The sequence below is a fragment of the Nocardioides renjunii genome (genome assembly GCF_034661175.1).
Taxonomy (GTDB): domain Bacteria; phylum Actinomycetota; class Actinomycetes; order Propionibacteriales; family Nocardioidaceae; genus Nocardioides; species Nocardioides renjunii.
Window position 1 is genome coordinate 142,286 of sequence record NZ_CP141058.1, and the last position, 20,434, is coordinate 162,719.

Here is a 20,434-nt window from a genome sequence, read left to right on the forward strand (position 1 = left end):
TGCGCCCCGGTCACCCCCGGGCGGCCGCCCACTCCTCGCGCAGCACCGCGTACTCGTACGAGCTCGTCCACCTGCCCTTGGACCAGAAGTCGCCGACCCGGTGCACCTCGCGGCGCATCCCGAGGCGCTCGCAGAGGGCGGCGGATCGGTCGTTGCGGGCGTCGAGGTTGGCCACGATGCGGCGCAGTCCGTAGTGCTCGAACCCGAGGCGCAGCACCGCCTCGGCCGCCTCGGTGGCGTAGCCCCGCCCGCCCTGCCCGGGGACGACCGTCCAGCCGATCTCGCCCTCGCTGAGGCCGGTGCCCTGCAGGTGCAGCATCGAGTCCCCGACGACCGTGCCCTCGTGCGTCACCACGGCCAGGCCGACGAACCGCCCGTCGCCGGGCTCGGTCCGGCGACGGACCATCTCCTCCACCTCGGCGCGGTTCATCGGACGGCTCAGCAGCAGGCTCGTCCACTCCTCTGAGGCCCACGCCTCCACGAAGCCGTCGGCGTCGCCGGGCTCGAACGGGCGCAGCACCAGGCGCTCGGTGACGAGCGGCCACACCGGCGGGACGGGCGTGAGGAACTCCGCGCGCGGCCCGTCGACCCAGGTGTCGCGCGACGTCGGGCCGCCGAAGCGGAGCCGGTCGTACGCCGTCATCGGCAGCAGCAGCGAGTCGAGGCCGGGCACGGCGAGGACCCCGTCGACGGCCTCGCCGATCATCCCGCGGGCGACCGGGTCGTGCGGGTCGCGCCGCAGCAGCTCGACCGCGGCCGCGGCCTCGGCGACGCGCTCGGTCTTCTGCTTCATCCGCACCGGGGTGACCTCGCGCAGGCAGACGTACTGCCCCGACAGGTAGCTCGCCCACTCCTGCTCGCCCGTGGCGGGGTCGTCCTCCCAGAACCTCACGAACCAGTCGTGCAGCCCGTCGAGCCCGCCGGCCACGTCGGCGAGCCGGCCGTGCGCCTCGGGCACCATCGGCGTGCCGTCGGAGAGGACGTACGACGGCAGCGGGAGGCGGCCCGCGACCATGTCGGTCATCGCCTCGGGGGTCGCCGGCACGAAGTGCTCGCGGACGTACGCGTCGTCCTCGGCGGTCATCAGGTGCTCGCCGTTGACGGCGACGTAGCGGTCCCGGAGCTCGGCCAGGACCCGGCCGCTCAGCGTGTCATCTCCCACACGGTCAACACTGCCATCAGGACGCAGACCGTCGCACCCACGTAGTGGAGGACCGAGAGGCGTACGCGCTGCAGCAGCAGCCGCCCGACGATGACCGCCAGTCCGGAGACCGCCAGCAGCGCGCCCCAGGCGCCGATGAAGACGGAGACCGGGTCGTCGTACTTCGCGACGAGGGAGATCGTGAGCAGCTGGGACAAGTCGCCCCACTCGGCGGCGAACAGCACGAGGAACGAGGTGACCACGACCCGCAGGCCGTGGGCGCCGGCATCGGCGCGGGCGGCGTACTCGTCCTCCTGCTCGGACTCCTCGGTGTCGGCGGAGCGGGCCGCGCGGAACAGGATGATCGCGCCGACCACGAACATCAGCGCAGCGACCGTGTGGATGAGCTGCTCGGGCAGGAAGGACGCGGCCTTGCCGACGCCGACCGCGACGCCGGTCTGGACGAGGAACGCCAGCCCGACGCCGATCCAGACGAGGAGCGGGCGCATCTTCGTCGACATCACCAGGGTGGCGATGAAGGTCTTGTCGGGGAGCTCGACGACGAAGATGGCGCCGAAGGCGAGGGCGACGACGAGCAGGTCGATCATGCGGGGAGTGTCGCACTGGCTGGGCGGTCACCGGATATCCGGGGACCGCCGGGGTTCCAGGTGGAGATCTCCACCACGAAGTACGGAACTCGGGTGCGAAGCACCCGCCGAGCCCGGGCTCACGCCCCCCGGAACGCGTCCGCGGGGTAGACCCCGAGCACCTTCACCTCGGTGGTGAAGAAGGCCAGCTCCTCGAGGGCGTTGCGCACGGGTGGGTCGTCGGGGTGGCCGTCGACCTCGGCGAGGAACTGGGTGGCGGTGAAGTGCCCGCCGACCATGTAGCTCTCGAGCTTGGTCATGTTGACGCCGTTGGTCGCGAACCCGCCGAGCGCCTTGTAGAGCGCGGCGGGGAGGTTGCGGACGTTGAAGATGAACGTCGTCACGACCGGGCCCTCGCCGTGCGGCGCCTTCTCGAAGTCGCGCGACAGCACCACGAAGCGGGTGGTGTTGTGGTCCTCGTCCTCGATCTCCTCGCGCAGCACCTGCAGGCCGTAGATGTCCGCGGCCAGCGGCGGGGCGATCGCGGCCTGGGTCGGGTCGCCGGACTCGGCCACCTCGCGCGCGGCGCCGGCGGTGTCGCCCGCCACGACCGGGGTCAGGCCGAGCTCACGGATCACGCCGCGGCACTGGCCGAGCGCGTGGACGTGGCTGTGCACGGTGCGCAGCGTGGAGATGCGCGCCTCCGGCAGCGCCATGAGGGAGAACTGGATGCGCAGGAAGCGCTCCCCCACGATCTTCAGCGACGACGTCGGCAGGAAGTGGTGGATGTCGGCGACCCGGCCGGCGATCGAGTTGTCGATGGGGATCATCGCGAGGTCGGCCTCGCCACCCTCGACGGCCGCGAAGGCGTCCTCGAACGACGCGCACGGCAGCGGCTCCCACCCGGGGTAGGCCTGCCGGCAGACGAGGTGGGAGTTGGCGCCCGGCTCGCCCTGGTAGGCGATCCGTCGGGTCGCCACCGGCACGTCGGGCTCCGTCACGTGGCGAGTCACGCCGGCGAGTCTGGCACGCCCGGCCGTGTCCGACCGGCCGTGCCCGGCACCCGAACATAGGGTGCGGGTGTGCTCGCCGAGATCCTCGCAGTGCTCACCGTCGTCCTCGCCGCCCTGGCCTGCGTCCTCGCCGGGCTAGCCCTCCGTCGTACGCCCTCGCGCTCCACCGGCGACGGGGTCGAGGCGCTGCCCGAGGACGTGCACGGCCTGCGGCAGGAGGTCGCGGCCCTCAAGGCGGAGAACGCCGACGCGCTGCGCCACCTCTCGGTCGTGCGCTACGACGCCTTCGGCGACGTCGGCGGCCACCTCAGCTGGAGCCTCGCCGTGCTCGACGACGCCGGCAACGGCGTCGTGCTGACCTCCATCCACGGTCGCAGCGAGGCCCGCACCTACGCCAAGTCGGTGGCCGGCTGGACCTGCGAGCAGCAGCTCTCCCCGGAGGAGGAGGAGGCGATCGAGCACGCCCGTCCCTGACGGGCGGGAGGAACAAAGCGCCACGCGCCCCGGTTGCGGACCACGGAACGTCCCCGACCAGCAGCACCCAGGAGCACCCACCGTGAGCCGTCTGTTCAGCCCCGTCACCCTCCGCGACCTGACCCTCCGCAACCGCGTCTGGGTCGCGCCGATGTGCCAGTACTCCGCGGCCGACGGGGTCCCCGACGAGTGGCACCTGGTGCACCTCGGCTCCTTCGCGCGCGGCGGCGCCGGGCTGGTGCTCACCGAGGCGACCGCAGTCGTGCCGGAGGGGCGGATCTCGCCCGAGGACACCGGGCTGTGGAACGACGAGCAGCAGGCCGCGTGGTCGCGGATCGTGGACTTCGTGCACGCCCAGGGCGCGGCGGCGGGCGTCCAGCTGGCCCACGCCGGCCGCAAGGCGTCGACCTACAGCGGCTTCACCGGCGAGCGCGGTGGCGTGCCCGACGCCGACGGCGGCTGGCGGCCCGTCGGCCCCTCGGCCGAGCCCTTCGAGGGGCTGCGCCCCGACCCGGAGCCGCTGGACGCAGCCGGGATCGCCCGCGTCGTGACCGCTTTCGGTGACGCGGCCGAGTGCGCCGTCGCGGCCGGCTTCGACGTCATCGAGCTGCACGGCGCCCACGGTTACCTCCTCCACGAGTTCCTCTCCCCGCTGTCCAACCACCGCGAGGACGGCTACGGCGGATCGTTCGAGGGCCGCGTACGCCTGGTGCTGGAGGTCGTGCGCGAGGTGCGGCGCCGCGTGCCTGCCGGGATGCCCCTGCTGCTGCGGGTGTCCGCGACCGACTGGGTCGAGGGCGGCTGGACCGCCGACGAGACCGTGCGGCTCGCCGAGCTCGTGCGCGAGGCGGGCGTCGACCTCGTCGACACCTCCACGGGCGGCAACGTGCCGCGCGCCGACATCCCCGTCGAGCCGGGCTACCAGGTGCCCTTCGCCCGGCGCCTCCGCACCGAGGCCGGTGTCCCGACCGGTGCCGTCGGCCTCATCACCGAGCCGAAGCAGGCCGAGGAGATCCTGGCCGACGGGTCCGCGGACGTCGTGCTCCTCGGCCGCGAGCTGCTGCGCGACCCGCACTGGCCGCTGCGGGCGGCGTACGAGCTGGGCGAGACCGGCACCGACCTGTGGCCGGTGCAGTACCGCCGCGCCGCCCCCTGACCCCCGGGCCACTCACAGCGGCCGGGCGGTGGCTCAGCGCGGGACGCGCACCAGCAGTCGCCCGTGCACGCACTCCATCCACAGCTCGCGGCCCTCGCCGATCGAGTCGCCGTCGAGCTGGCGCGGGGTGTCGGACGAGGCCTTGATCCGGACCCGCGTGCCGGTGCGGCGGTCGAGCGTCTCGTCGACGACCGGGCTCTTGCGCAGCACGCGCAGCGCGACGGTGATCCACGACAGGAACTGCCGCGGGTGGATGATCACCACGTCGAGGATGCCGTCGTCGATGGTGGCGTCCGGCAGCAGTGGCATCCCCGCCTGGAGGAAGCCGACGTTGCCGACGACGACGGTGCGCGCGCGGTGGACCGTGGGCTCCTGGTCGTCGATCTGGATCTCCACCTTGACCGCGGGGAACATCAGCGACCGCATGCCGGAGATGACGTAGGCCACCCAGCCGATCCTCTTCTTGATGTCCTCGTTGACGCCCTCCATGATCGCGGCGTCGAAGCCCATGCCGGCCATCACCATGAAGTGGGTGTCGTCGATGGCGTCCCCGCCGACCTTGACCAGGTCGATCGCCCGGTCCTGGCCGTTGAGCGCGACGTCGACGGCGGAGCGGAGGTAGAGCGGGATGCCGAGGTTGCGGGCCAGGAGGTTGCCCGTGCCCGCCGGGATGATGCCCACCGGGATGCCGGTGCCGGCCAGCTCGGCGCAGACCTCGCGGACGGTGCCGTCGCCGCCGCAGACCATGACGAGGTCGGCACCGCTGACGGCGGCCTGCTCGGCCATCCCCCTGCCCGGGTCCTCGACGGTCGTGTACTGCCAGGCGGGCTCGGACCAGCCGGACTCCTCGGCCATCGTGGCGACGAGCGAGCGGAACTGGCCGACGTCCTCGACCTTGATCGGGTTGAGGATCACCGCCAGCCGCCGCTGGGAGGCGTACACCTCGGGCAGCGGGTCGGCCTTGGCCGCGGTCGAGCGCGGTCGCGGGTTGATGACCGCGATGGTGAGGAGCACGACGGCGGCGCCCAGCAGCGTGCCGGCCGCCACGTCGGTGGGGTAGTGGCGGCCGAGGAAGACGCGGTCGGCGCAGACCAGCAGCCACCACGCGAGGGCGACGGCGACCGCGGCGCGCCGCAAGTTGGTCTTGCGGACGAACAGCGTCGACAGGGTGATGAGGATGCCGGCGAACGCGGCGGCGGAGGACGCGTGCCCCGACGGGAAGCTGTGCGTCTCGAGGAGTCCGAGGGTGTCCTGCCACTCCGGGCGGTCGCGGGCCAGCACGAGCTTGAGCCCGGTGGTGGCGAGCGCGGTGACGAGCATGACCACCACGGCGAAGAGCGCCGCCCGGCGCTGCCCGCGCAGGAAGAGCCACGCGGCCGCCACGGTGGTGAGGACCGTCATGCCGATCGTGTTGAACCCCAGCTCCACCACCCGCAGCACCTGCACGAACGGCCCGAAGTCGTCGGCCCAGTCCTCACCCGTCCGGCCCCACTGGTCGACCTGGTCGAGCGGGGACCGGTCCCCGGTGACCGCCCACGCGAGAGCGGCGAAGCCGAGCAGGCACACTGCCGCCCACGTCAGGGGAACTCGGGGAGGGGCGTCCAGCACGCTGTGCAGTATGCCTTCCCGATAGCCTGACCCCATGATCGATCCCCGCCTCCTCCGTGACGATCCCGACCGCGTCAGAGCCGGTCAGGTGAAGCGCGGACTGTCCACCGAACTGGTCGACCGGGCGCTCGAGGCCGACTCCGCCCGGCGGCAGGCGATCGCGGAGTTCGAGGCCAGGCGGGCCGAGCAGAAGTCCAGCGGCGCGCTCGTCGCGAAGGCACAGGGCGAGGAGAAGCAGGCGCTGCTCGCGCAGGTGAAGGAGCTCGCCGCCGGGGTCAAGCAGGCCGAGGCCGCCCGCAACGCGGCCGAGGCCGCGTGGGACGAGGCCATCAAGGCAATCCCCAACCCCGCGGCCGACGAGGCGCCCGCCGGTGGCGAGGACGACTTCGTCGTGCTCGAGCACGTCGGCACCCCGCGCGAGTTCGACTTCGAGCCGCGCGACCACATCGAGCTCGGCCGGATGCTCGGCGCGATCGACCTCGAGCGCGGCGCGAAGGTCAGCGGCTCACGCTTCTACTTCCTCACCGGCATCGGCGCGCAGCTGGAGCTGGCGCTGGTCAACATGGCGATGGACCAGGCCCGCAACGCCGGCTTCACGCAGGTGATCGCCCCGTCGCTCGTCAAGCCGCGCGCCATGGAGGGCACCGGGTTCCTCGGCCAGGCGGCCGACGACGTCTACCGCATCGAGGGCGAGGACCTCTACCTCGTCGGCACCAGCGAGGTCGCGATGGCGGCCTACCACTCCGACGAGATCCTCGACGGCGCCTCGCTGCCGCGACGCTACGCCGCCTTCAGCCCGTGCTTCCGCAAGGAGGCCGGCTCGCACGGCAAGGACACCAAGGGCATCATCCGGGTGCACTGGTTCGACAAGGTCGAGATGTTCGTCTACACGACCGTCGAGGAGTCGTACGCCGAGCACGCGCGGCTGCTGGCCTGGGAGAAGGAGTTCCTCGACAAGCTCGAGCTCGCCTACCGGGTCATCGACGTGGCCGCCGGCGACCTGGGGCTGAGCGCGCAGCGCAAGTTCGACTGCGAGGCCTGGATCCCGACCCAGGGCAAGTACCGCGAGCTGACGTCGGCCTCCAACTGCACCGACTTCCAGTCGCGGCGCCTCGACATCCGCACCCGCGAGGGCGACCGGACGGTGCCGGTCGCCACCCTCAACGGCACGCTGACCGCCATCACCCGTGCGATCGTCGCGATCCTCGAGACGCACCAGAACGCCGACGGCTCGGTCACCGTCCCGCAGGCGCTGCGCCCCTACCTGGGTGGCCTCGAGGTGATCAAGCCCCTTGGCTGACTGGACGCCCCGGGTCGTCGCGCTCGACATCGACGGCACGCTGCTCAAGTGGGTCGACGGGCAGAGCGAGGACTACGAGACCATCACCGCGCCGGTCCACGACGCGGTGCACCGCGCGCTGGACGCCGGCGCCCACATCGTGCTCAGCAGCGGCCGCTCGCCGCACGGCATGACCCGGATCGCTGACCTGCTGCACATCCCGCGCGAGGACGCCGACCAGCTGTGGGTCGTCGCGTCCAACGGCGCCGTGGTCTTCCGCTACCCGCCCATGGAGGTCGTCCACGAGGAGACCTTCGACGCCGCGCCGGCCGTGGCCGCGGTGCTCGAGCACCACCCCGACGCCCTGGTCGCGGTCGAGGAGCGCGGCGTGGGCGGCTACCGCGTCAACCGCGTCTTCCCCGAGGGCGAGCTCTCCGGCGAGCAGCTCATCACCGAGGTCGGCGACATCGTCGGCGAGCCGGTCAGCCGCGTGATCATCCGTGACCCCGCGGCCACCGCCGACGACTTCATCGAGCTCGCGGCCCGGCTCGGCCTGCACGGCACCGACTACGTCGTCGGGTGGACCGCCTGGATGGACCTGTCCCCGGTCGGCGTCTCGAAGGCGTCGGGCCTGCAGCACGTCTGCGACGCGCTCGGCCTCGGCGCCGCCGACGTCCTGGCGATCGGCGACGGGCGCAACGACATCGAGATGCTGCGGTGGGCCGGTCGCGGGGTGGCGATGGGCCAGTCCGTCGAGGAGGTGAAGGCCGCCGCCGACGACGTGACGGCCTCCGTCCACGACGAGGGCGCCGCCGTCGAGATGTCGCGGTGGTTCCCTCCCCGTGAGGACTGATCCGTGGCCGACCGGTTCACCTTCACCGCACCTCTGTGGCGGTGGACCGCGCGCGAGGACACCGGCGACACGGGGGGGTGGTGCTTCGTGACGCTGCCCCTCGACGTCGCCGACGAGGTCCGCCAGCGCGCGGGTGAGCCGCGGGGCTTCGGGTCCGTGCGCGTGCGCGTCGAGGTGGGCGACACCACCTGGGACACGAGCGTGTTCCCCGACGCGGCGAGCGGCAGCTTCGCGCTCCCGGTGAAGAAGGCCGTGCGTGCGGCTGCCGGCGTCGAGGAGGGCGACCTCCTCACGGTGACGCTGTCGGTGCGGGCGGACACCACCGGTGGCTGAGTCCCGACCGCGCTTGGTCGCCACCGACCTCGACGGCACCCTGCTGCACCCCGACGGGACCGTCACCGCGCGGACCCGGGCGGTGCTCGACGAGCTCGACGACCTCGGCGTGCCCGTCGTCTTCACGACCGGCCGGCCGGTGCGGTGGATGGAGGACCTCTGGGACGCGGTCGGCGGCCACGGGCTCGCGATCTGCAGCAACGGCGGCATCGTCTACGACGTCGCCGCCCGCAAGGTCCGCGACTTCAGCGCCGTGCCGCGCACGGTCGGGCTCGAGGTCGCCGAGCTGGTGCGCGCCGCCGTACCGGGGACGACGTTCGCCGTCGAGCACACCTCCGGCTGGGCGAGCGAGGCGGCGTTCCCGCGCCACCCGGACGACCAGGGATCGCACCAGGGGGAGTGGGAGTCGATCTACACCGACGACGTGGTGAAGGTCCTGGCCGTGCACCGCGAGCTCGACCCCGAGGACTTCTGGCACCGCGTCGCCGAGGCCGTCGGCGACCTGGTGACGACGACCTGGTCCTCGACCTTCGCGCTGGTGGAGATCAGCGCGGCGGGCGTCACCAAGGCCACCACGCTCGCGACGATCGCCGCCGAGATGGGCATCGACGCCGCCGAGGTCGTCGCCTTCGGCGACATGCCCAACGACCTGCCGATGCTCGAGTGGGCCGGCACGTCCTACGCGATGGCCAACGGCCACCAGTCGGTGCGCGACCTCGCGGAGCACCTCGCCCCCGCCAACCACGAGGACGGGGTGGCCACGGTGCTCGCCGACCTCTTCTCGCTGGAGGGCTGAGTGCCGGTCCGGGTGCGCCCACGGCAGCCGCCGCCACGGGCACGCGCGCTCGACTCGGGTCGCCGGCCGCGCATGGCTAGGCTGGCGCGCATGCTCGGTGCCGTACGTCCTGCTGCCACCATGCTGCTCGCGTGCCTCGGCCTGCTGGCCGGCCTCGTCGTGGGTGTCGCCGGCCCGGCCCTCGCGGCCGCCGCGCCAGCGCCCGCCGCCTGCACCTGCAAGCAGGGCCAGCTCGAGCAGCAGGTGCAGCGCGCCGACGTCGTCTTCATCGGCACGGTCGACAACGTCGAGCTCGCCGGCGACGACCACACCTACGACATCACCGCCTCCCGGGCCTACCAGGGCACCCCGGAGCGCTCGACCCAGATCGTGTCCGTCGGCGGCCGCAACGCGTGCGGCCTCGGCGAGCTCGGCGTCGGCACGACCTACGTCTTCCTCGCGACCGGCGACGCCGCGCCCTACGACGCCGACAGCTGCGGCGGCACCAGCGTCGCCAACCCCGCCAAGGTCGACAAGATCGAGGCGCTGCTCGGCGAGGGCACCTCGGTCGAGCCGCCCCCGCCGCCGACGGCGGAGCTGACCCGGGTCGAGGACTCGCCGCCCGCGGGGTTCGCGCGCACCGCCGCTCCCGGTGCCGCGGCCGCGCTGATCGGCCTGCTCGGCCTCGTCGTCGTACGCCGCCTCGCGCGCCGCTGAGCCCGGCGCCGGCGCTGAGCCCGGCGCCGGCGTAGTCCCCATCAATCGGGCGGTCGGAGCGGGTCCGCGGCAGCCCGTTTGATGGGGACTACCGGGCGGAACGGGCTCCGGAGTCCGATGAGCGGTGGCTCAGCGGGTCAGAGGTACATGCCGCCCGAGGGATTGCCGGACTCCTCGCCCGGCCCGCCCGTCGGCATGGTCGGCATGCCCGTGGGCTGCGGCTGCGGCTGGCCGCCCTGGCCCATCGGGAGGGCGCGGCGCATCTGCTCGAGCTGGGCGCGCGAGGCCATCTGCTGGGCGTAGATCGCGGTCTGGATGCCGTGGAAGAGCCCCTCGAGCCAGCCGACCAGCTGGGCCTGCGCGATGCGGAGCTCGCCCTCGGACGGCGTGCCCTCCTCGGTGAACGGCAGGGAGAGCCGCTCGAGCTCCTCGACCAGCTCGGGTGCGAGCCCGGACTCGAGCTCCTTGATCGACGCGGCGTGGATCTCCTTGAGCCGCTGGCGGCTCGCCTCGTCGAGCGGTGCGGCCTTCACCTCGTCGAGGAGCTGGCGGATCATGCTGCCGATCCGCATCACCTTGGCCGGCTGCTCGACCAGCTCGGTGATGTGGCGCTCGCCGTCACCGTCGCCGTCCGCGCCGGAGCGGGCCATCTCCGGCAGGGCGCTCGCGGGGATGGTGCCGATGGGCTGGCCGTCGGGACCGACGACCACGACCTGGTCCTCGCCTCCCGCGCTCGACTCGGGACGGGGCTCCTGGTGCTCGGTCATGGGCCCCAGACTATGACGCCGGGCATGACGGCCCGGACCCCTCAGAGGGTGAGCACGAGCTTGCCGGCGTGGCCGCCCGCCTCCATGAGCTCGTGCGCCCGGCCGGCCTCCTCCAGCGGCAGCGTCGCCTCGACGATCGGCCGGACCGCGCCGGAGGCGACCAGCGGCCACACGTTCTCCACCACGCCGCAGCAGATGGCCGCCTTCTCCGCGAGCGGCCGGGCCCGCAGCGACGTGGCGGTCACCGACGCGCGCTTGCGCAGCAGCGCGTTGATGTCGAGCTCGCCCTTGCTGCCGCCCTGCATGCCGATGATGACGAGGCGCCCGCCCGTGGCGAGGGCGGAGACGTTGCGGCCGAGGTACGACGCGCCCATGTTGTCGAGGATGACGTCGGCGCCGCCGGCGTCGGCCAGCACCTCGACGAAGTCGTCCTCGCGGTAGTCGATCGCGTGGGCCGCGCCCAGCGAGCGGCACAGCTCGAGCTTCTCCGGCGAGCCCGCGGTGGTGAAGACCTCCGCACCGCGGGCGGCGGCGAGCTGGATGGCCATGGTGCCGATGCCGCCGGCCCCGCCGTGGACGAGGAAGCGCTCGCCCTTCTGCAGGTGGGCGGTCATGAAGACGTTGGACCACACCGTGGCGGCCACCTCGGGGAGGCAGGCCGCCTCGACGAGGGGTACGCCGGCCGGCACCGGCATGACCTGTCCGACCGGCACCGCCACGCGGGCGGCGTACCCGCCACCGGCCAGGAGCGCGCAGACCTCGTCGCCGACCGACCAGCCCTCGACGCCCTCACCGAGGGCGGCGACGCGGCCGCTGCACTCGAGGCCGATCGTGTCGGACGCGCCGGGCGGGGGCGGGTAGAAGCCCTGCCGCTGCAGGGTGTCGGCGCGGTTGACGGCCGTCGCGACGACCTCGAGGAGCACCTCGCCGGCGCCCGGGCGCGGTTCCTCGACGTCGCCGACGGACAGGACCTCGGGGCCACCGGCGCCGGTGGTCACGACAGCGCGCACGCGATCAGTCCTCGTAGAGGTCGTCGGAGTGGTCGACGGTCGAGTCGTCCGGCACGTCGTCGTCGATGTCGTCGGGGTCGGCAGCGTCCGCAGGGCGGTCCCAGCTCTCCGCGAGCTGCTGCGCGCGGGCGGCCAGCCGCTCGACGGTCTCCGGGTCGGCGCTGCCGGACCCGGCGGCGAGGCCGAGGAGGTAGGTGGTGACCGGCGCCGCGGTCTTCTGCACGTTCTGGGCGGCTGTCCGCGCGAGGTCGAGGATCAGCCCCTCGTCGACCTCGGCCTCGACGTCGAGGACGTCGCTCAGCTCGTCGATCCAGTCGTGGAGGTTCACGAGCCCAATGTCTCGCAACGGACCCGGGCTGGGCAAGAGATCCCGACCCCGCGGGCGGTGCTCAGCCGCCGAGCTCGCGCAGGTCGGACCAGGAGTCCACGTCGAGCGCCTCGTCCCCCGTCGCCGGCACCTCCGCGAGGTCGAGCGGCGCGAGCAGCCGGTGCAGCGCCATGCCGTGCTGCCCGTCCGCGTCGGGGCGTACGCCGCCCAGCCGGGCCGCGTCCAGCACGCCCGCCAGCTGCCGACGACCGTCGGCGCCCACCAGGAACGCGCCGTCCCGGCCGGCCGCCGCCTCACGCAGGCGCCGCATCGTCACCGCGGTCACCCGCGGCATGTCGACCGCCAGGACCCCGACCAGCGTGGGCCGGTGGCGGAGGGCGTCGACGCCGGTGAGCAGCCCGGCGACCGGTCCGCCGCGCGGCGGGTCCTCGAGGACGGTGGTCACCGGGCGCTCGGTGGGGACGGCGGTGGGCGCGACGACCACGACCTCGACGGCGTCGACGAGGGCGTCGAGCGCGTGGGCGAGCAGCGTCCGGCCGTCGAGCTCGATGCTCGCCTTGTCGACCCCGTCCATGCGTGCGGCGGTCCCGCCCGCGAGGACCACGCCGCAGAAGCCGCCGGCCGGGTGGAGGTCCATGTCGCCATCCTCGCAGCGGCGGGGTCGTCGGCGGCTCGGAGAGCCCCCACCTCTGGCACTCTGGAGCCATGAGCACCCGGCTGCGCGTCCGCGTCCAGCAGTGGGCCAGCGGCCTCGACCCGGAGGCCAACCGGGTCCGCCTCGCGCAGGGCACCACGTCGGGCGCGGACCTGGTCGTCTTCCCCGAGGCGTTTGCCCGCGACTTCGGCGAGGCCGGCTCCGACGTGAGCGCGTACGCCGAGCCGCTCGACGGCCCGTTCGCCCACGAGCTGTCCCACGTCGCCGACGCGGCGGCGTGCACCGTGGTGGCGGGGATGTTCGAGTCCTCGGCGGACCCCGACCGGCCCTACAACACGCTCGTGGTCGGCGGCGCGAGCCGGGCGGCGTACCGCAAGATCCACCTCTACGACTCCTTCGGCTACCGCGAGTCCGACCGGCTGACCGGCGGCCCGCTCGAGCCGGTCGTCGTCGACGTCGCGGGGTGGGCGGTCGGGCTGATGACCTGCTACGACCTGCGGTTCCCCGAGCTGGCCCGCCGGCTCGTCGATGCCGGCGCCGAGGTGATCGTCGTCCCCGCCGCGTGGCTGCCGGGGGAGCGCAAGGTCGAGCACTGGCGCACGCTCCTCGCGGCGCGCGCGATCGAGAACACCTGCTTCGTCGTCGGCGCCGCCCAGCCCGGACCGCGCTACTGCGGCCACTCCGCGGTCGTCGGGCCGCTCGGCGACACCCTCGCGGCGGCCGGCGCGGAGGAGGAGACGCTCGAGGCGGTCCTCGACCGGGCGGACCTCGACGCAGCCCGGCGCACCAATCCGTCCCTGGCCAATCGACGGCTGTAACCTCCTCCGACGTGCCTGCCCCCTCCTCCGACAGCCCCCGCGGGACCCCCCGTGGCAAGCGGGCTGCCGAGCGGCCGCCGTCGCGGCTGCGGCGGGTCGACCGGCCTCGCCGGACCGCAGGCGCCGGGTCCACGGCGGCACCGACGCCTGCTCCGCAGCGGGCCGGGACCGACGAGTCGGCCGCGCTCCCGGACGCGTCCCCGGCCGCTGCCGGACCGCGCCGCTCGCTGCTCGCCCTGTGCTTCGGCCTGCTCGCCGTCGGCACCGCCGCCCTCGCGTGGTCGGCGGCGCAGGGGATCTTCGCCGACAGCCAGCTGCTGAGGGACCTCGGGCCGGGGCCGTCGTGGCTCGACGGCGCGGGAGCGGTGGCGGTGGTGACCGCGCTGGCGTGGCTGCTGGCGACCCGCACCGCGGGCCGTCCCCTGATCTCCGCCGGGCTGGCGCTCGCGCTGGGGGTGGCGAGCCTGCTCGTGGGCGGACGCGTGCTGCCCACCGGTGCCGCGGTGATGACCTGCGTCGTCGGGAGCGTCTACGCCGTGATGGTGACCGTGCCGGCGGTCACGTGGTGGAAGGCCGGTCGCGAGGCGGTGATCGCCACCCTCGTCGCCGCGGTGACCGCGTTCGCGGCCGTCGGCTTCGAGCCCACGGTCGCGACGGAGCGCTTCGACCTCGCCGCGCTGTTCCTGGCGCTCGTCCTCGCGTTCGGGATCGTGTACCGGCTGGGCGCGGGGCTCCACGGCCTCGGCCGGCGCGGCCTCATCGTCGTCTCGATCGGGCTGGCCGTCCTCGCGCTGACCCTGGCGTACGCCGAGCTGCTGCGCCGCTACGGCGCCCAGACCTTCGTGTCGTCCGTCCTCTACTTCGCCGACTGGACCGCCGCCCGGATCGGCGCCTTCCCGCGTCCGCTCGTGGTCCTCCTCGGCATCCCCGCGATCGTGTGGGGCACGCACGTGCGCGCCCGCCGCCGGCAGGGCTGGTGGGTGTGCGCCTTCGGCGTCGCGGCGACGGTGCCGCTGGCGACCGCCCTGGTCGCGCCGGAGAGCTCGTACGCCGAGGCCGGCCTGCGGGCGGTCTACTCCCTCGTGCTCGGGCTGCCCCTCGGCTACCTGGTGATCCGCGCCGACCTCGCCCTCACCGGGCCGAAGGGCCGCCGCGGCCGCCGCGCCGAGGAGGCCGGGCCGCACCGCCCCGAGCCGCGCCGCTTCGCCGAGCTCTGAGCCGCGCGGCACGCTGCACCGGGTCGACCCGGTCCGGCGGTACGCCCGAGTAACCGCTAGCGTCGGCCGCATGGCCCGCCCCACGTCCCTCGAGATCGTCTCCGAGCTGGTCGCCAACGTCCTCACCATCGAGGTCGCCGAGGGCGACCGCGTCGAGGCCGGCGACACCGTCGTCCTGCTGGAGTCGATGAAGATGGAGATCCCGATGCTCGCCGAGCGCGGCGGCACCGTGACCTCCATCAAGGTCACCGAGGGCGACGTCGTGCAGGACGGCGACGTCCTCGTCGTGCTCGACTGATCCCACGCGGCGGGCAGGGCCCTACGCTCCTGCCATGGCCCCCGCGCGCGCCCGGAGCGTGCACCTCGTCGTCGCCGCCGTCGCGTGGTTCTCCCTGGCCTTCCAGCTCGTGCTGACGCTCACCGGCGAGGCCGTCCTCGTCGACACGGACCCACCGGGCCTGGCGGCTCGGGTCTACCGCTTCCTCGCCTACTTCACCATCCAGAGCAACCTCCTCGTTGCGGTCACGTCGACGGCGCTGGCCCTCGACCCCTCGCTGGACCGCCGCGGGTGGCGGGTGGCGCGGGTGGCGGCGCTGGTGGGGATCACGGTGACGGGGCTGGTGCACTTCTTCCTGCTGCGACCGCTCCTCGACCTCGAGGGCCCGAGCTGGGCCGTCGACAAGCTGCTGCACATGGTGGTGCCGGCGCTCGCCGTCGCCGCCTGGGCCTGGGCCGGGCCCCGTCCGCGGATCACCGCGCGCGAGGCGGCGTACGCCCTCGTCTGGCCGGTGCTCTGGCTGGCGTGGACGCTGGTGGTCGGCCGGGTCGACGGCTGGGTGCCCTACCCGTTCCTCGACCCGGACGAGGACGGCTGGGGGGCGGTCGGCTCCGCATGCGTGGGGATCACGATTCTCTTCATCCTGCTGTTCGCGCTGTACGGGTGGCTCGACCGCAGGCTGCGACCGACCCCTCGCTAGGTTGGAGGCATGGAGTTTCGATACCTCGGCAACAGCGGACTGAAGATCTCTGAGATCACCTACGGCAACTGGTTGACCCACGGCTCCCAGGTCGAGAACGACGTCGCCACGCAGTGCGTGCGCGCCGCGCTCGACGAGGGCATCTCGACGTTCGACACCGCCGACGTCTACGCCAACACGGCCGCGGAGACGGTGCTCGGCGAGGCCCTCAAGGGCGAGCGTCGCGAGTCGCTGGAGATCTTCACCAAGGTCTACTGGCCCACCGGCCCCAAGGGCAAGAACGACACCGGCCTCTCGCGCAAGCACATCATGGAGGCGATCGACGGGTCGCTGCAGCGGCTGCAGACCGACTACGTCGACCTCTACCAGGCCCACCGCTACGACACCGAGACGCCGCTCGAGGAGACGATGCAGGCCTTCGCCGACGTCGTACGGCAGGGCAAGGCGCTCTACATCGGCGTCAGCGAGTGGACCGCCGACCAGATCCGCGCCGGCGTGGAGCTGTCGAAGGAGCTCGGCTTCCAGCTCATCTCGAGCCAGCCGCAGTACTCCATGCTCTGGCGCGTCATCGAGGACGAGGTCGTCCCGACCTCCCGCGAGCTCGGCGTCTCCCAGATCGTGTGGAGCCCCATCGCGCAGGGCGTCCTCTCGGGCAAGTACCTCCCCGGCCAGGCGCCGCCGGAGGGCACCCGCGCCACCGACACCAAGGGCGGCTCGGACATGATCGCGCGCTGGATGAAGGACGACGTGCTCACCGCGGTGCAGGACCTCAAGCCGGTCGCGGACGACCTCGGCCTGACGATGGCCCAGCTCGCCATCGCGTGGGTGCTGCAGAACGACAACGTCGCCGCCGCCCTCGTCGGTGCCTCGCGCCCCGAGCAGGTCGCCGACAACGTCAAGGCCGCCGGCGTGACGCTCGACGCCGACGTCATGAAGCGCATCGACGACGCCCTCGGCTCGGTGGTCGTCCGCGACCCCGCGAAGACCGCCGAGGGTGCGCCGAAGACCCGCGTCGTCTGAGGCTCGCGGCCGGCGTGCCCGGCTTGTGCCCGCCCGCCGCTCGGGCGGTGGGTGAGGCAGGTTCTGGAGGTGCGGAACCTGCGTCACTCACCGCTGGTGCGCGGGCGGCGTACGCGGGCTCGACACGTGTCCGAGCACCTGCCCCCGGCCGGCCCGAATGGGGGCAGCATCTCGGACACGTGTCCCCGACCGCACTCCGCCGTAGTCCAGTGTCGCGTCGTTCCCACGACGCACGTCTGACGACGGCTCGTCACTGGACTACCCAGGGTGGGGGCAGCATCTCGGACACGTGTCCGACCGGCGGGTCAGTCCTCGATGCCGGTGCAGTAGAACGCGCCGTCGGCCACCATCGGGTAGGACCTGACCTTGTCGGCCGAGGTGTTCGTCGCCGACATGCCGAACCGGTACGGCGCGGCCAGGTCGAGCGCGACGGGCACGGTCATGCCCGGGACGAGCGACGGGGACTGGTAGACGGTCGTGGCCTCGTCGGAGGTGAAGGACACGACCCCGGACGACCCGTCGTCGGAGCCGTCCGACAGGCCGAGGACCGCGCGGAACTTCGTGCAGTTGCGCCCGGGCGTCACCCGGGCCTCCCAGGACCGGGCCGTGCTCCCGTAGCCGCCCCAGACGGCGTAGCTCGTGCCGTTGATGTCCGCCTCGGTGTAGGTCGCGGTCGACGACTGGAGGTAGGGCTCGAACTCCTGCAGGGCGATCCACCGCCACACGGTGACCGTGACGGGGCGTGACGCGACCGGCTTCTCGCGGCCGCGGTAGGTGACGGTCACCCGGTAGGTCGCCTCGTTCTGCGCCGTGACCGTCGTCGCGAACGCCAGCCGCGCCTTGGCCCGCGTGCCGTCGATCCGGTCCCACGTGGGGTCGCCGAAGACGTCGTCGCGGCGCTCCTCGAGCACCACCTTCTTCGCATCCTTGGACGTCGGCACCTTTACCCGCAGCGTGAGGCTGTCGCCCTCCGTCACCTGCTCGGCCGACGCGGTGACGACCGCCTTGGCGGCGGCGGCGGCCCGGTCAGCGGCCCGGTCAGCGGCCCGGTCAGCGGCCCGGTCAGCTGATCGGCCGGGGACCCCGGCGTCGGTGGGTACGGCGGCGGCGGGCACGGAGGTGAGCGCGACCACGGTCGCGGCGAGCGAGATGACGAGCTTCACGGGGACTCCGATGCGCGGTGGGGGTGACATCGGAACGCTAGGGGTCGGGCCCCGGCTCCACACGACGTTCGGGGAATCTCACCCCCGGCGCGTCACCCGGTAGCGCACGAAGGCGGGCACGGCGAGCGCGGCGACGACCGTCAGCACCACGACCAGCACGCCGCCTCCCGCCGCCGCGACGGCGGCACCGGTGACGGCCGCGGTGGCGCCGTGGGCCACGTCCGCGACGCGCGGCCCGCCGGCGACCACGACGATGAAGATGCCCTGGAGCCGGCCGCGCACCGAGTCGTCCGTGGCCGCCTGGAGCATCGACATCCGGAAGGCCGACGACGCCATGTCGGCGGCACCGCCGATCGCGAGCATCAGCACGGCCACGCCCAGCATGGCCGCCGGCGCCCGGGGCGCCAGCATCGCCGAGACGCCGAAGCCGACCATCGCGAAGCCCCAGACCAGGATCGCGACGACGACGGCGAGTCCCTGGCGCTCGACCCGCGAGACCCACCCGGACAGCACGCCGCCGACGACCGCGCCGGCCGGGATGGCGGCGAAGAGCAGCGCGAAGGCGAGCCCGCCCTCGCTGGGACCGCCGAAGTCGAGGTGCGCCATCTCGGGGAACAGCGCCCGGGGCATCCCGAACACCATCGCGATGATGTCGACGACGAAGGACATCATCAGCACCGGCTGCTGCCGCAGGTAGCGGAAGCCGTCGACGACGGCGCGGATGCCCGGCGTCACCGTCGCGCCGATGACCGGCAGCGGGGGCAGGCGTACGACGGCACCGAGGGTCGCGAAGAGGGTGATCGTGTCCAGCAGGTAGAGCCACGAGTAGCCGATCAACGGGATCAGCGCGCCGCCGACGAGCGGCCCGGCGATGCCACCGGCCTGCATGACGGTGGTGTTGAGGGAGTTCGCCGCGGGCAGCAGGTCGTCGTCGAGCAGCCGCGGGAGCAGCGCGGACCGCGTCGGCTGGTTGACGGCGAAGAAGGCCTGCTGCACCGCGAAGAGGGTCAGCAGCAGCCACACGTCCTCCCCGCCGAACGCCGCCTGCAGCCAGAAGCAGGCGCTGGTGGCGATCAGCCCGGTGGTCGTGACGAGGAGGAGCGTCCGTCGGTCGAAGGCGTCGGCCAGCGCGCCGCCCCACAGGCCGAACACCACGAGCGGGACGAGACCGAAGACGCCGGTCAGCCCGACGTACGCCGACGAGCCGGTCATCGCGTAGATCTGCGCGGGCACCGCCACGACGGTCAGCTGCGCGCCGATGACCGTGACGATGTTGGCGCGCCAGAGCCGTCGGAAGTGTGGGTTGGCGAGCGGGCGGGTGTCCGCCAGCAGTCGCCTCTCCACGTCGGCAGGCTAGGTCACCGGATGGGCGCCTCCGTCGGCAGCCCGGCTCGTCCGGCGTCGTCACCTCAGTCGTCACCCCAGTCGTCACCTCGGGTCGTCACCTCGGGTCGTCGCCTAGCATCGTCGTGTGGCGATGCGGGAGAGCGGGACCGACGAGCGCGCCGAGGACCTCGCGGTGACGGCGGCCCTGTTCCACGGGCTGTCGGACCCGTCGCGGCTGCTCATCGTGCGGCACCTCGCGCTCGGCGAGCACCGCGTCGTCGACCTGACCGCCCACCTCGGACTCGCGCAGAGCACGGTGTCGAAGCACCTGGCGTGCCTCAAGGACTGCGGGCTGGTGACGTCGCGCCCCGAGGGCCGGGCCTCGATGTGGTCGCTCAACCACCGCGAGCCCGTGCTGGAGGTCCTCGCCACCGCCGAGCGGCTGCTCGCGCTGACCGGCGACGACGTCACCCCCGGCCACGACTACGAGGAGCGGCATCCCTGACGGCTGCACCCCCGACGGGTGCACCGCCTGACGCGGGTCAGAGCAGGGTCGACCAGTAGTACCAGAACCGCTCGAGGATCAGCAGCACGACGACGAGGTAGGCGCCGAAGAGCAGCGGTGCCTGCCAGTCCCGCAGGACGGCCGTCGCCCGGCTGTCCGCGGCGCCTGCGCCGAGGACGCCGGCGGCGAGGTTGCGGAGCGTGACGTACCAGAACAGCGGGATCACCACCGCCCACACGACCATGCAGTAGGGGCAGAGCGCGCCGATCCGGTAGAGGCTCTGGAAGACCAGCCACGAGACCAGCACCAGCGCGACGCTGACGCCGACCTGCAGGCCGAGCCAGTACCACCGTGCGAGCCGGCCGCCCGCCAGCAGCGCCATCCCGGTCGCGATGACGACCGGGAACGCCGCCACGCCGATGATCGGGTTGGGGAAGCCGAGGAGCGCGGCCTGGGCGGACTCCATCACGTTGCCGCAGCTCAGGACCGGGTTGATGCTGCACGAGGGGACGTAGCTGCTGTCCTCGGCCAGCCGGATCCGCTCGATCAGCAGCACGGCCGACGCGACCAGGCCGACCAGTCCGCCGACGACCAGGCCGATGGCCAGCGGACGCTCCTGCGGCTCACCGTCGACGGCGCGCTGGCTCATGGTGGAGGGATCTCCTCGTCGGACGGGGGCGGGACGCGTACATCCTGCGGCATGGGACAACCG

The 20,434-nt window shown here is 73.3% G+C and carries 24 protein-coding genes; 13 read left to right on the forward strand and 11 right to left on the reverse strand.

Annotation, left to right across the window (positions count from 1 at the left end; genetic code table 11):
• Positions 1 to 10 precede the first annotated feature (10 nt).
• The 3 genes from SHK17_RS00595 to SHK17_RS00605 form a co-directional block, all read right to left on the reverse strand.
• Positions 11 to 1,162, reverse strand: a complete 1,152-nt coding sequence (locus SHK17_RS00595; RefSeq protein ID WP_322920736.1) for a GNAT family N-acetyltransferase — start codon at positions 1,160 to 1,162, stop codon at positions 11 to 13.
• Positions 1,144 to 1,749: a TMEM165/GDT1 family protein gene (locus SHK17_RS00600; protein WP_172268583.1), complete on the reverse strand. Its 606-nt coding sequence runs from the start codon at positions 1,747 to 1,749 to the stop codon at positions 1,144 to 1,146. The genes SHK17_RS00595 and SHK17_RS00600 overlap by 19 nt, the downstream gene beginning before the upstream one ends.
• A gap of 119 nt (positions 1,750 to 1,868) precedes the next feature.
• Complete coding sequence (locus tag SHK17_RS00605) at positions 1,869 to 2,741, reverse strand: prephenate dehydratase (RefSeq protein WP_322920737.1); 873 nt, start codon at positions 2,739 to 2,741, stop codon at positions 1,869 to 1,871.
• Positions 2,742 to 2,810: 69 nt separating this feature from the next.
• Here SHK17_RS00605 and SHK17_RS00610 point away from each other — a divergent pair, with 69 nt between their 5' ends.
• Both SHK17_RS00610 and SHK17_RS00615 read left to right on the forward strand, forming a co-directional pair.
• Positions 2,811 to 3,215, forward strand: coding sequence for a DUF4446 family protein (locus tag SHK17_RS00610; protein WP_322920738.1), 405 nt, complete (start codon positions 2,811 to 2,813; stop codon positions 3,213 to 3,215).
• Between the two features lie 82 nt (positions 3,216 to 3,297).
• Complete coding sequence (locus tag SHK17_RS00615) at positions 3,298 to 4,371, forward strand: NADH:flavin oxidoreductase/NADH oxidase (RefSeq protein ID WP_405030387.1); 1,074 nt, start codon at positions 3,298 to 3,300, stop codon at positions 4,369 to 4,371.
• Positions 4,372 to 4,404: 33 nt separating this feature from the next.
• On the opposite strand, the gene SHK17_RS00620 is transcribed toward SHK17_RS00615, so the two are convergent.
• The gene (locus SHK17_RS00620) at positions 4,405 to 5,979 is read right to left on the reverse strand and encodes a YegS/Rv2252/BmrU family lipid kinase (RefSeq protein ID WP_322920739.1); all 1,575 of its coding nucleotides are present in this window, start codon (positions 5,977 to 5,979) and stop codon (positions 4,405 to 4,407) included.
• Between the two features lie 34 nt (positions 5,980 to 6,013).
• Here SHK17_RS00620 and serS point away from each other — a divergent pair, with 34 nt between their 5' ends.
• The 5 genes from serS (at position 6,014) to SHK17_RS00645 (ending at position 9,936) form a co-directional block, all read left to right on the forward strand.
• Positions 6,014 to 7,279, forward strand: a complete 1,266-nt coding sequence (serS, locus tag SHK17_RS00625; protein ID WP_322920740.1) for a serine--tRNA ligase — start codon at positions 6,014 to 6,016, stop codon at positions 7,277 to 7,279.
• Positions 7,272 to 8,111: an HAD family hydrolase gene (locus tag SHK17_RS00630; RefSeq protein ID WP_322920741.1), complete on the forward strand. Its 840-nt coding sequence runs from the start codon at positions 7,272 to 7,274 to the stop codon at positions 8,109 to 8,111. Before serS ends, SHK17_RS00630 begins: the two co-directional genes overlap by 8 nt.
• 3 nt (positions 8,112 to 8,114) lie before the next feature.
• Complete coding sequence (locus SHK17_RS00635; RefSeq protein WP_322920742.1) at positions 8,115 to 8,444, forward strand: DUF1905 domain-containing protein; 330 nt, start codon at positions 8,115 to 8,117, stop codon at positions 8,442 to 8,444.
• Positions 8,437 to 9,240, forward strand: coding sequence for a Cof-type HAD-IIB family hydrolase (locus SHK17_RS00640; RefSeq protein ID WP_322920743.1), 804 nt, complete (start codon positions 8,437 to 8,439; stop codon positions 9,238 to 9,240). Before SHK17_RS00635 ends, SHK17_RS00640 begins: the two co-directional genes overlap by 8 nt.
• A gap of 90 nt (positions 9,241 to 9,330) precedes the next feature.
• Positions 9,331 to 9,936 carry a hypothetical protein gene (locus SHK17_RS00645; RefSeq protein WP_322920744.1) on the forward strand — a complete coding sequence of 202 codons (606 nt, stop codon included), beginning with the start codon at positions 9,331 to 9,333 and terminating at the stop codon, positions 9,934 to 9,936.
• 137 nt (positions 9,937 to 10,073) lie between these two features.
• Here the strand turns inward: SHK17_RS00645 and SHK17_RS00650 are convergent, their stop codons facing one another.
• From SHK17_RS00650 to mobA, 4 genes are all read right to left on the reverse strand, one after another.
• Positions 10,074 to 10,703, reverse strand: a complete 630-nt coding sequence (locus SHK17_RS00650) for a bacterial proteasome activator family protein (RefSeq protein WP_172268604.1) — start codon at positions 10,701 to 10,703, stop codon at positions 10,074 to 10,076.
• A 41-nt stretch (positions 10,704 to 10,744) separates the two neighbouring features.
• Positions 10,745 to 11,713: an NAD(P)H-quinone oxidoreductase gene (locus SHK17_RS00655; RefSeq protein ID WP_322920745.1), complete on the reverse strand. Its 969-nt coding sequence runs from the start codon at positions 11,711 to 11,713 to the stop codon at positions 10,745 to 10,747.
• 4 nt (positions 11,714 to 11,717) lie between these two features.
• On the reverse strand, positions 11,718 to 12,041 hold the full coding sequence (locus tag SHK17_RS00660; protein WP_172268611.1) for a DUF6457 domain-containing protein: 324 nt from the start codon (positions 12,039 to 12,041) through the stop codon (positions 11,718 to 11,720).
• A 61-nt stretch (positions 12,042 to 12,102) separates the two neighbouring features.
• Positions 12,103 to 12,678: a molybdenum cofactor guanylyltransferase gene (gene mobA, locus SHK17_RS00665; protein ID WP_322920746.1), complete on the reverse strand. Its 576-nt coding sequence runs from the start codon at positions 12,676 to 12,678 to the stop codon at positions 12,103 to 12,105.
• A gap of 68 nt (positions 12,679 to 12,746) precedes the next feature.
• Between mobA and SHK17_RS00670 the strand changes: the two genes are divergently transcribed.
• The 5 genes from SHK17_RS00670 (at position 12,747) to SHK17_RS00690 (ending at position 16,728) form a co-directional block, all read left to right on the forward strand.
• The gene (locus SHK17_RS00670) at positions 12,747 to 13,514 is read left to right on the forward strand and encodes a carbon-nitrogen hydrolase family protein (protein WP_322423771.1); all 768 of its coding nucleotides are present in this window, start codon (positions 12,747 to 12,749) and stop codon (positions 13,512 to 13,514) included.
• Between the two features lie 11 nt (positions 13,515 to 13,525).
• Entirely contained in the window at positions 13,526 to 14,731 is a 1,206-nt protein-coding gene (locus SHK17_RS00675; RefSeq protein WP_322920747.1) for a hypothetical protein, read from the forward strand.
• 70 nt (positions 14,732 to 14,801) lie between these two features.
• Complete coding sequence (locus SHK17_RS00680; RefSeq protein WP_172268623.1) at positions 14,802 to 15,029, forward strand: biotin/lipoyl-binding carrier protein; 228 nt, start codon at positions 14,802 to 14,804, stop codon at positions 15,027 to 15,029.
• Between the two features lie 34 nt (positions 15,030 to 15,063).
• Positions 15,064 to 15,708 carry a Pr6Pr family membrane protein gene (locus tag SHK17_RS00685; protein WP_322920748.1) on the forward strand — a complete coding sequence of 215 codons (645 nt, stop codon included), beginning with the start codon at positions 15,064 to 15,066 and terminating at the stop codon, positions 15,706 to 15,708.
• 9 nt (positions 15,709 to 15,717) lie between these two features.
• Complete coding sequence (locus SHK17_RS00690; protein WP_172268629.1) at positions 15,718 to 16,728, forward strand: aldo/keto reductase family protein; 1,011 nt, start codon at positions 15,718 to 15,720, stop codon at positions 16,726 to 16,728.
• A 305-nt stretch (positions 16,729 to 17,033) separates the two neighbouring features.
• Here the strand turns inward: SHK17_RS00690 and SHK17_RS00695 are convergent, their stop codons facing one another.
• Positions 17,034 to 17,891, reverse strand: a complete 858-nt coding sequence (locus SHK17_RS00695; protein ID WP_322920749.1) for a hypothetical protein — start codon at positions 17,889 to 17,891, stop codon at positions 17,034 to 17,036.
• 78 nt (positions 17,892 to 17,969) lie between these two features.
• Positions 17,970 to 19,235, reverse strand: coding sequence for an MFS transporter (locus tag SHK17_RS00700; protein WP_322423776.1), 1,266 nt, complete (start codon positions 19,233 to 19,235; stop codon positions 17,970 to 17,972).
• Between the two features lie 133 nt (positions 19,236 to 19,368).
• Here SHK17_RS00700 and SHK17_RS00705 point away from each other — a divergent pair, with 133 nt between their 5' ends.
• A complete protein-coding gene (locus tag SHK17_RS00705) occupies positions 19,369 to 19,722 on the forward strand; it encodes an ArsR/SmtB family transcription factor (protein ID WP_172271449.1) in 354 nt (117 codons plus the stop codon).
• Between the two features lie 37 nt (positions 19,723 to 19,759).
• On the opposite strand, the gene SHK17_RS00710 is transcribed toward SHK17_RS00705, so the two are convergent.
• The gene (locus SHK17_RS00710; protein ID WP_322920750.1) at positions 19,760 to 20,371 is read right to left on the reverse strand and encodes a vitamin K epoxide reductase family protein; all 612 of its coding nucleotides are present in this window, start codon (positions 20,369 to 20,371) and stop codon (positions 19,760 to 19,762) included.
• Positions 20,372 to 20,434 lie beyond the last annotated feature (63 nt).

What these genes read in the sequence shown, in the direction of transcription:
- SHK17_RS00670 (WP_322423771.1), top strand. Translation starts at nt 12,747, where the DNA reads ATGAGCACCCGGCTGCGCGTCCGCGTCCAGCAGTGGGCCAGCGGCCTC.
- serS (WP_322920740.1), top strand. Translation starts at nt 6,014, where the DNA reads ATGATCGATCCCCGCCTCCTCCGTGACGATCCCGACCGCGTCAGAGCC.
- SHK17_RS00650 (WP_172268604.1), bottom strand. Translation starts at nt 10,703, where the DNA reads ATGACCGAGCACCAGGAGCCCCGTCCCGAGTCGAGCGCGGGAGGCGAG.
- mobA (WP_322920746.1), bottom strand. Translation starts at nt 12,678, where the DNA reads ATGGACCTCCACCCGGCCGGCGGCTTCTGCGGCGTGGTCCTCGCGGGC.
- SHK17_RS00645 (WP_322920744.1), top strand. Translation starts at nt 9,331, where the DNA reads ATGCTCGGTGCCGTACGTCCTGCTGCCACCATGCTGCTCGCGTGCCTC.
- SHK17_RS00705 (WP_172271449.1), top strand. Translation starts at nt 19,369, where the DNA reads ATGCGGGAGAGCGGGACCGACGAGCGCGCCGAGGACCTCGCGGTGACG.
- SHK17_RS00685 (WP_322920748.1), top strand. Translation starts at nt 15,064, where the DNA reads ATGGCCCCCGCGCGCGCCCGGAGCGTGCACCTCGTCGTCGCCGCCGTC.
- SHK17_RS00710 (WP_322920750.1), bottom strand. Translation starts at nt 20,371, where the DNA reads ATGAGCCAGCGCGCCGTCGACGGTGAGCCGCAGGAGCGTCCGCTGGCC.
- SHK17_RS00680 (WP_172268623.1), top strand. Translation starts at nt 14,802, where the DNA reads ATGGCCCGCCCCACGTCCCTCGAGATCGTCTCCGAGCTGGTCGCCAAC.
- SHK17_RS00690 (WP_172268629.1), top strand. Translation starts at nt 15,718, where the DNA reads ATGGAGTTTCGATACCTCGGCAACAGCGGACTGAAGATCTCTGAGATC.
- SHK17_RS00600 (WP_172268583.1), bottom strand. Translation starts at nt 1,749, where the DNA reads ATGATCGACCTGCTCGTCGTCGCCCTCGCCTTCGGCGCCATCTTCGTC.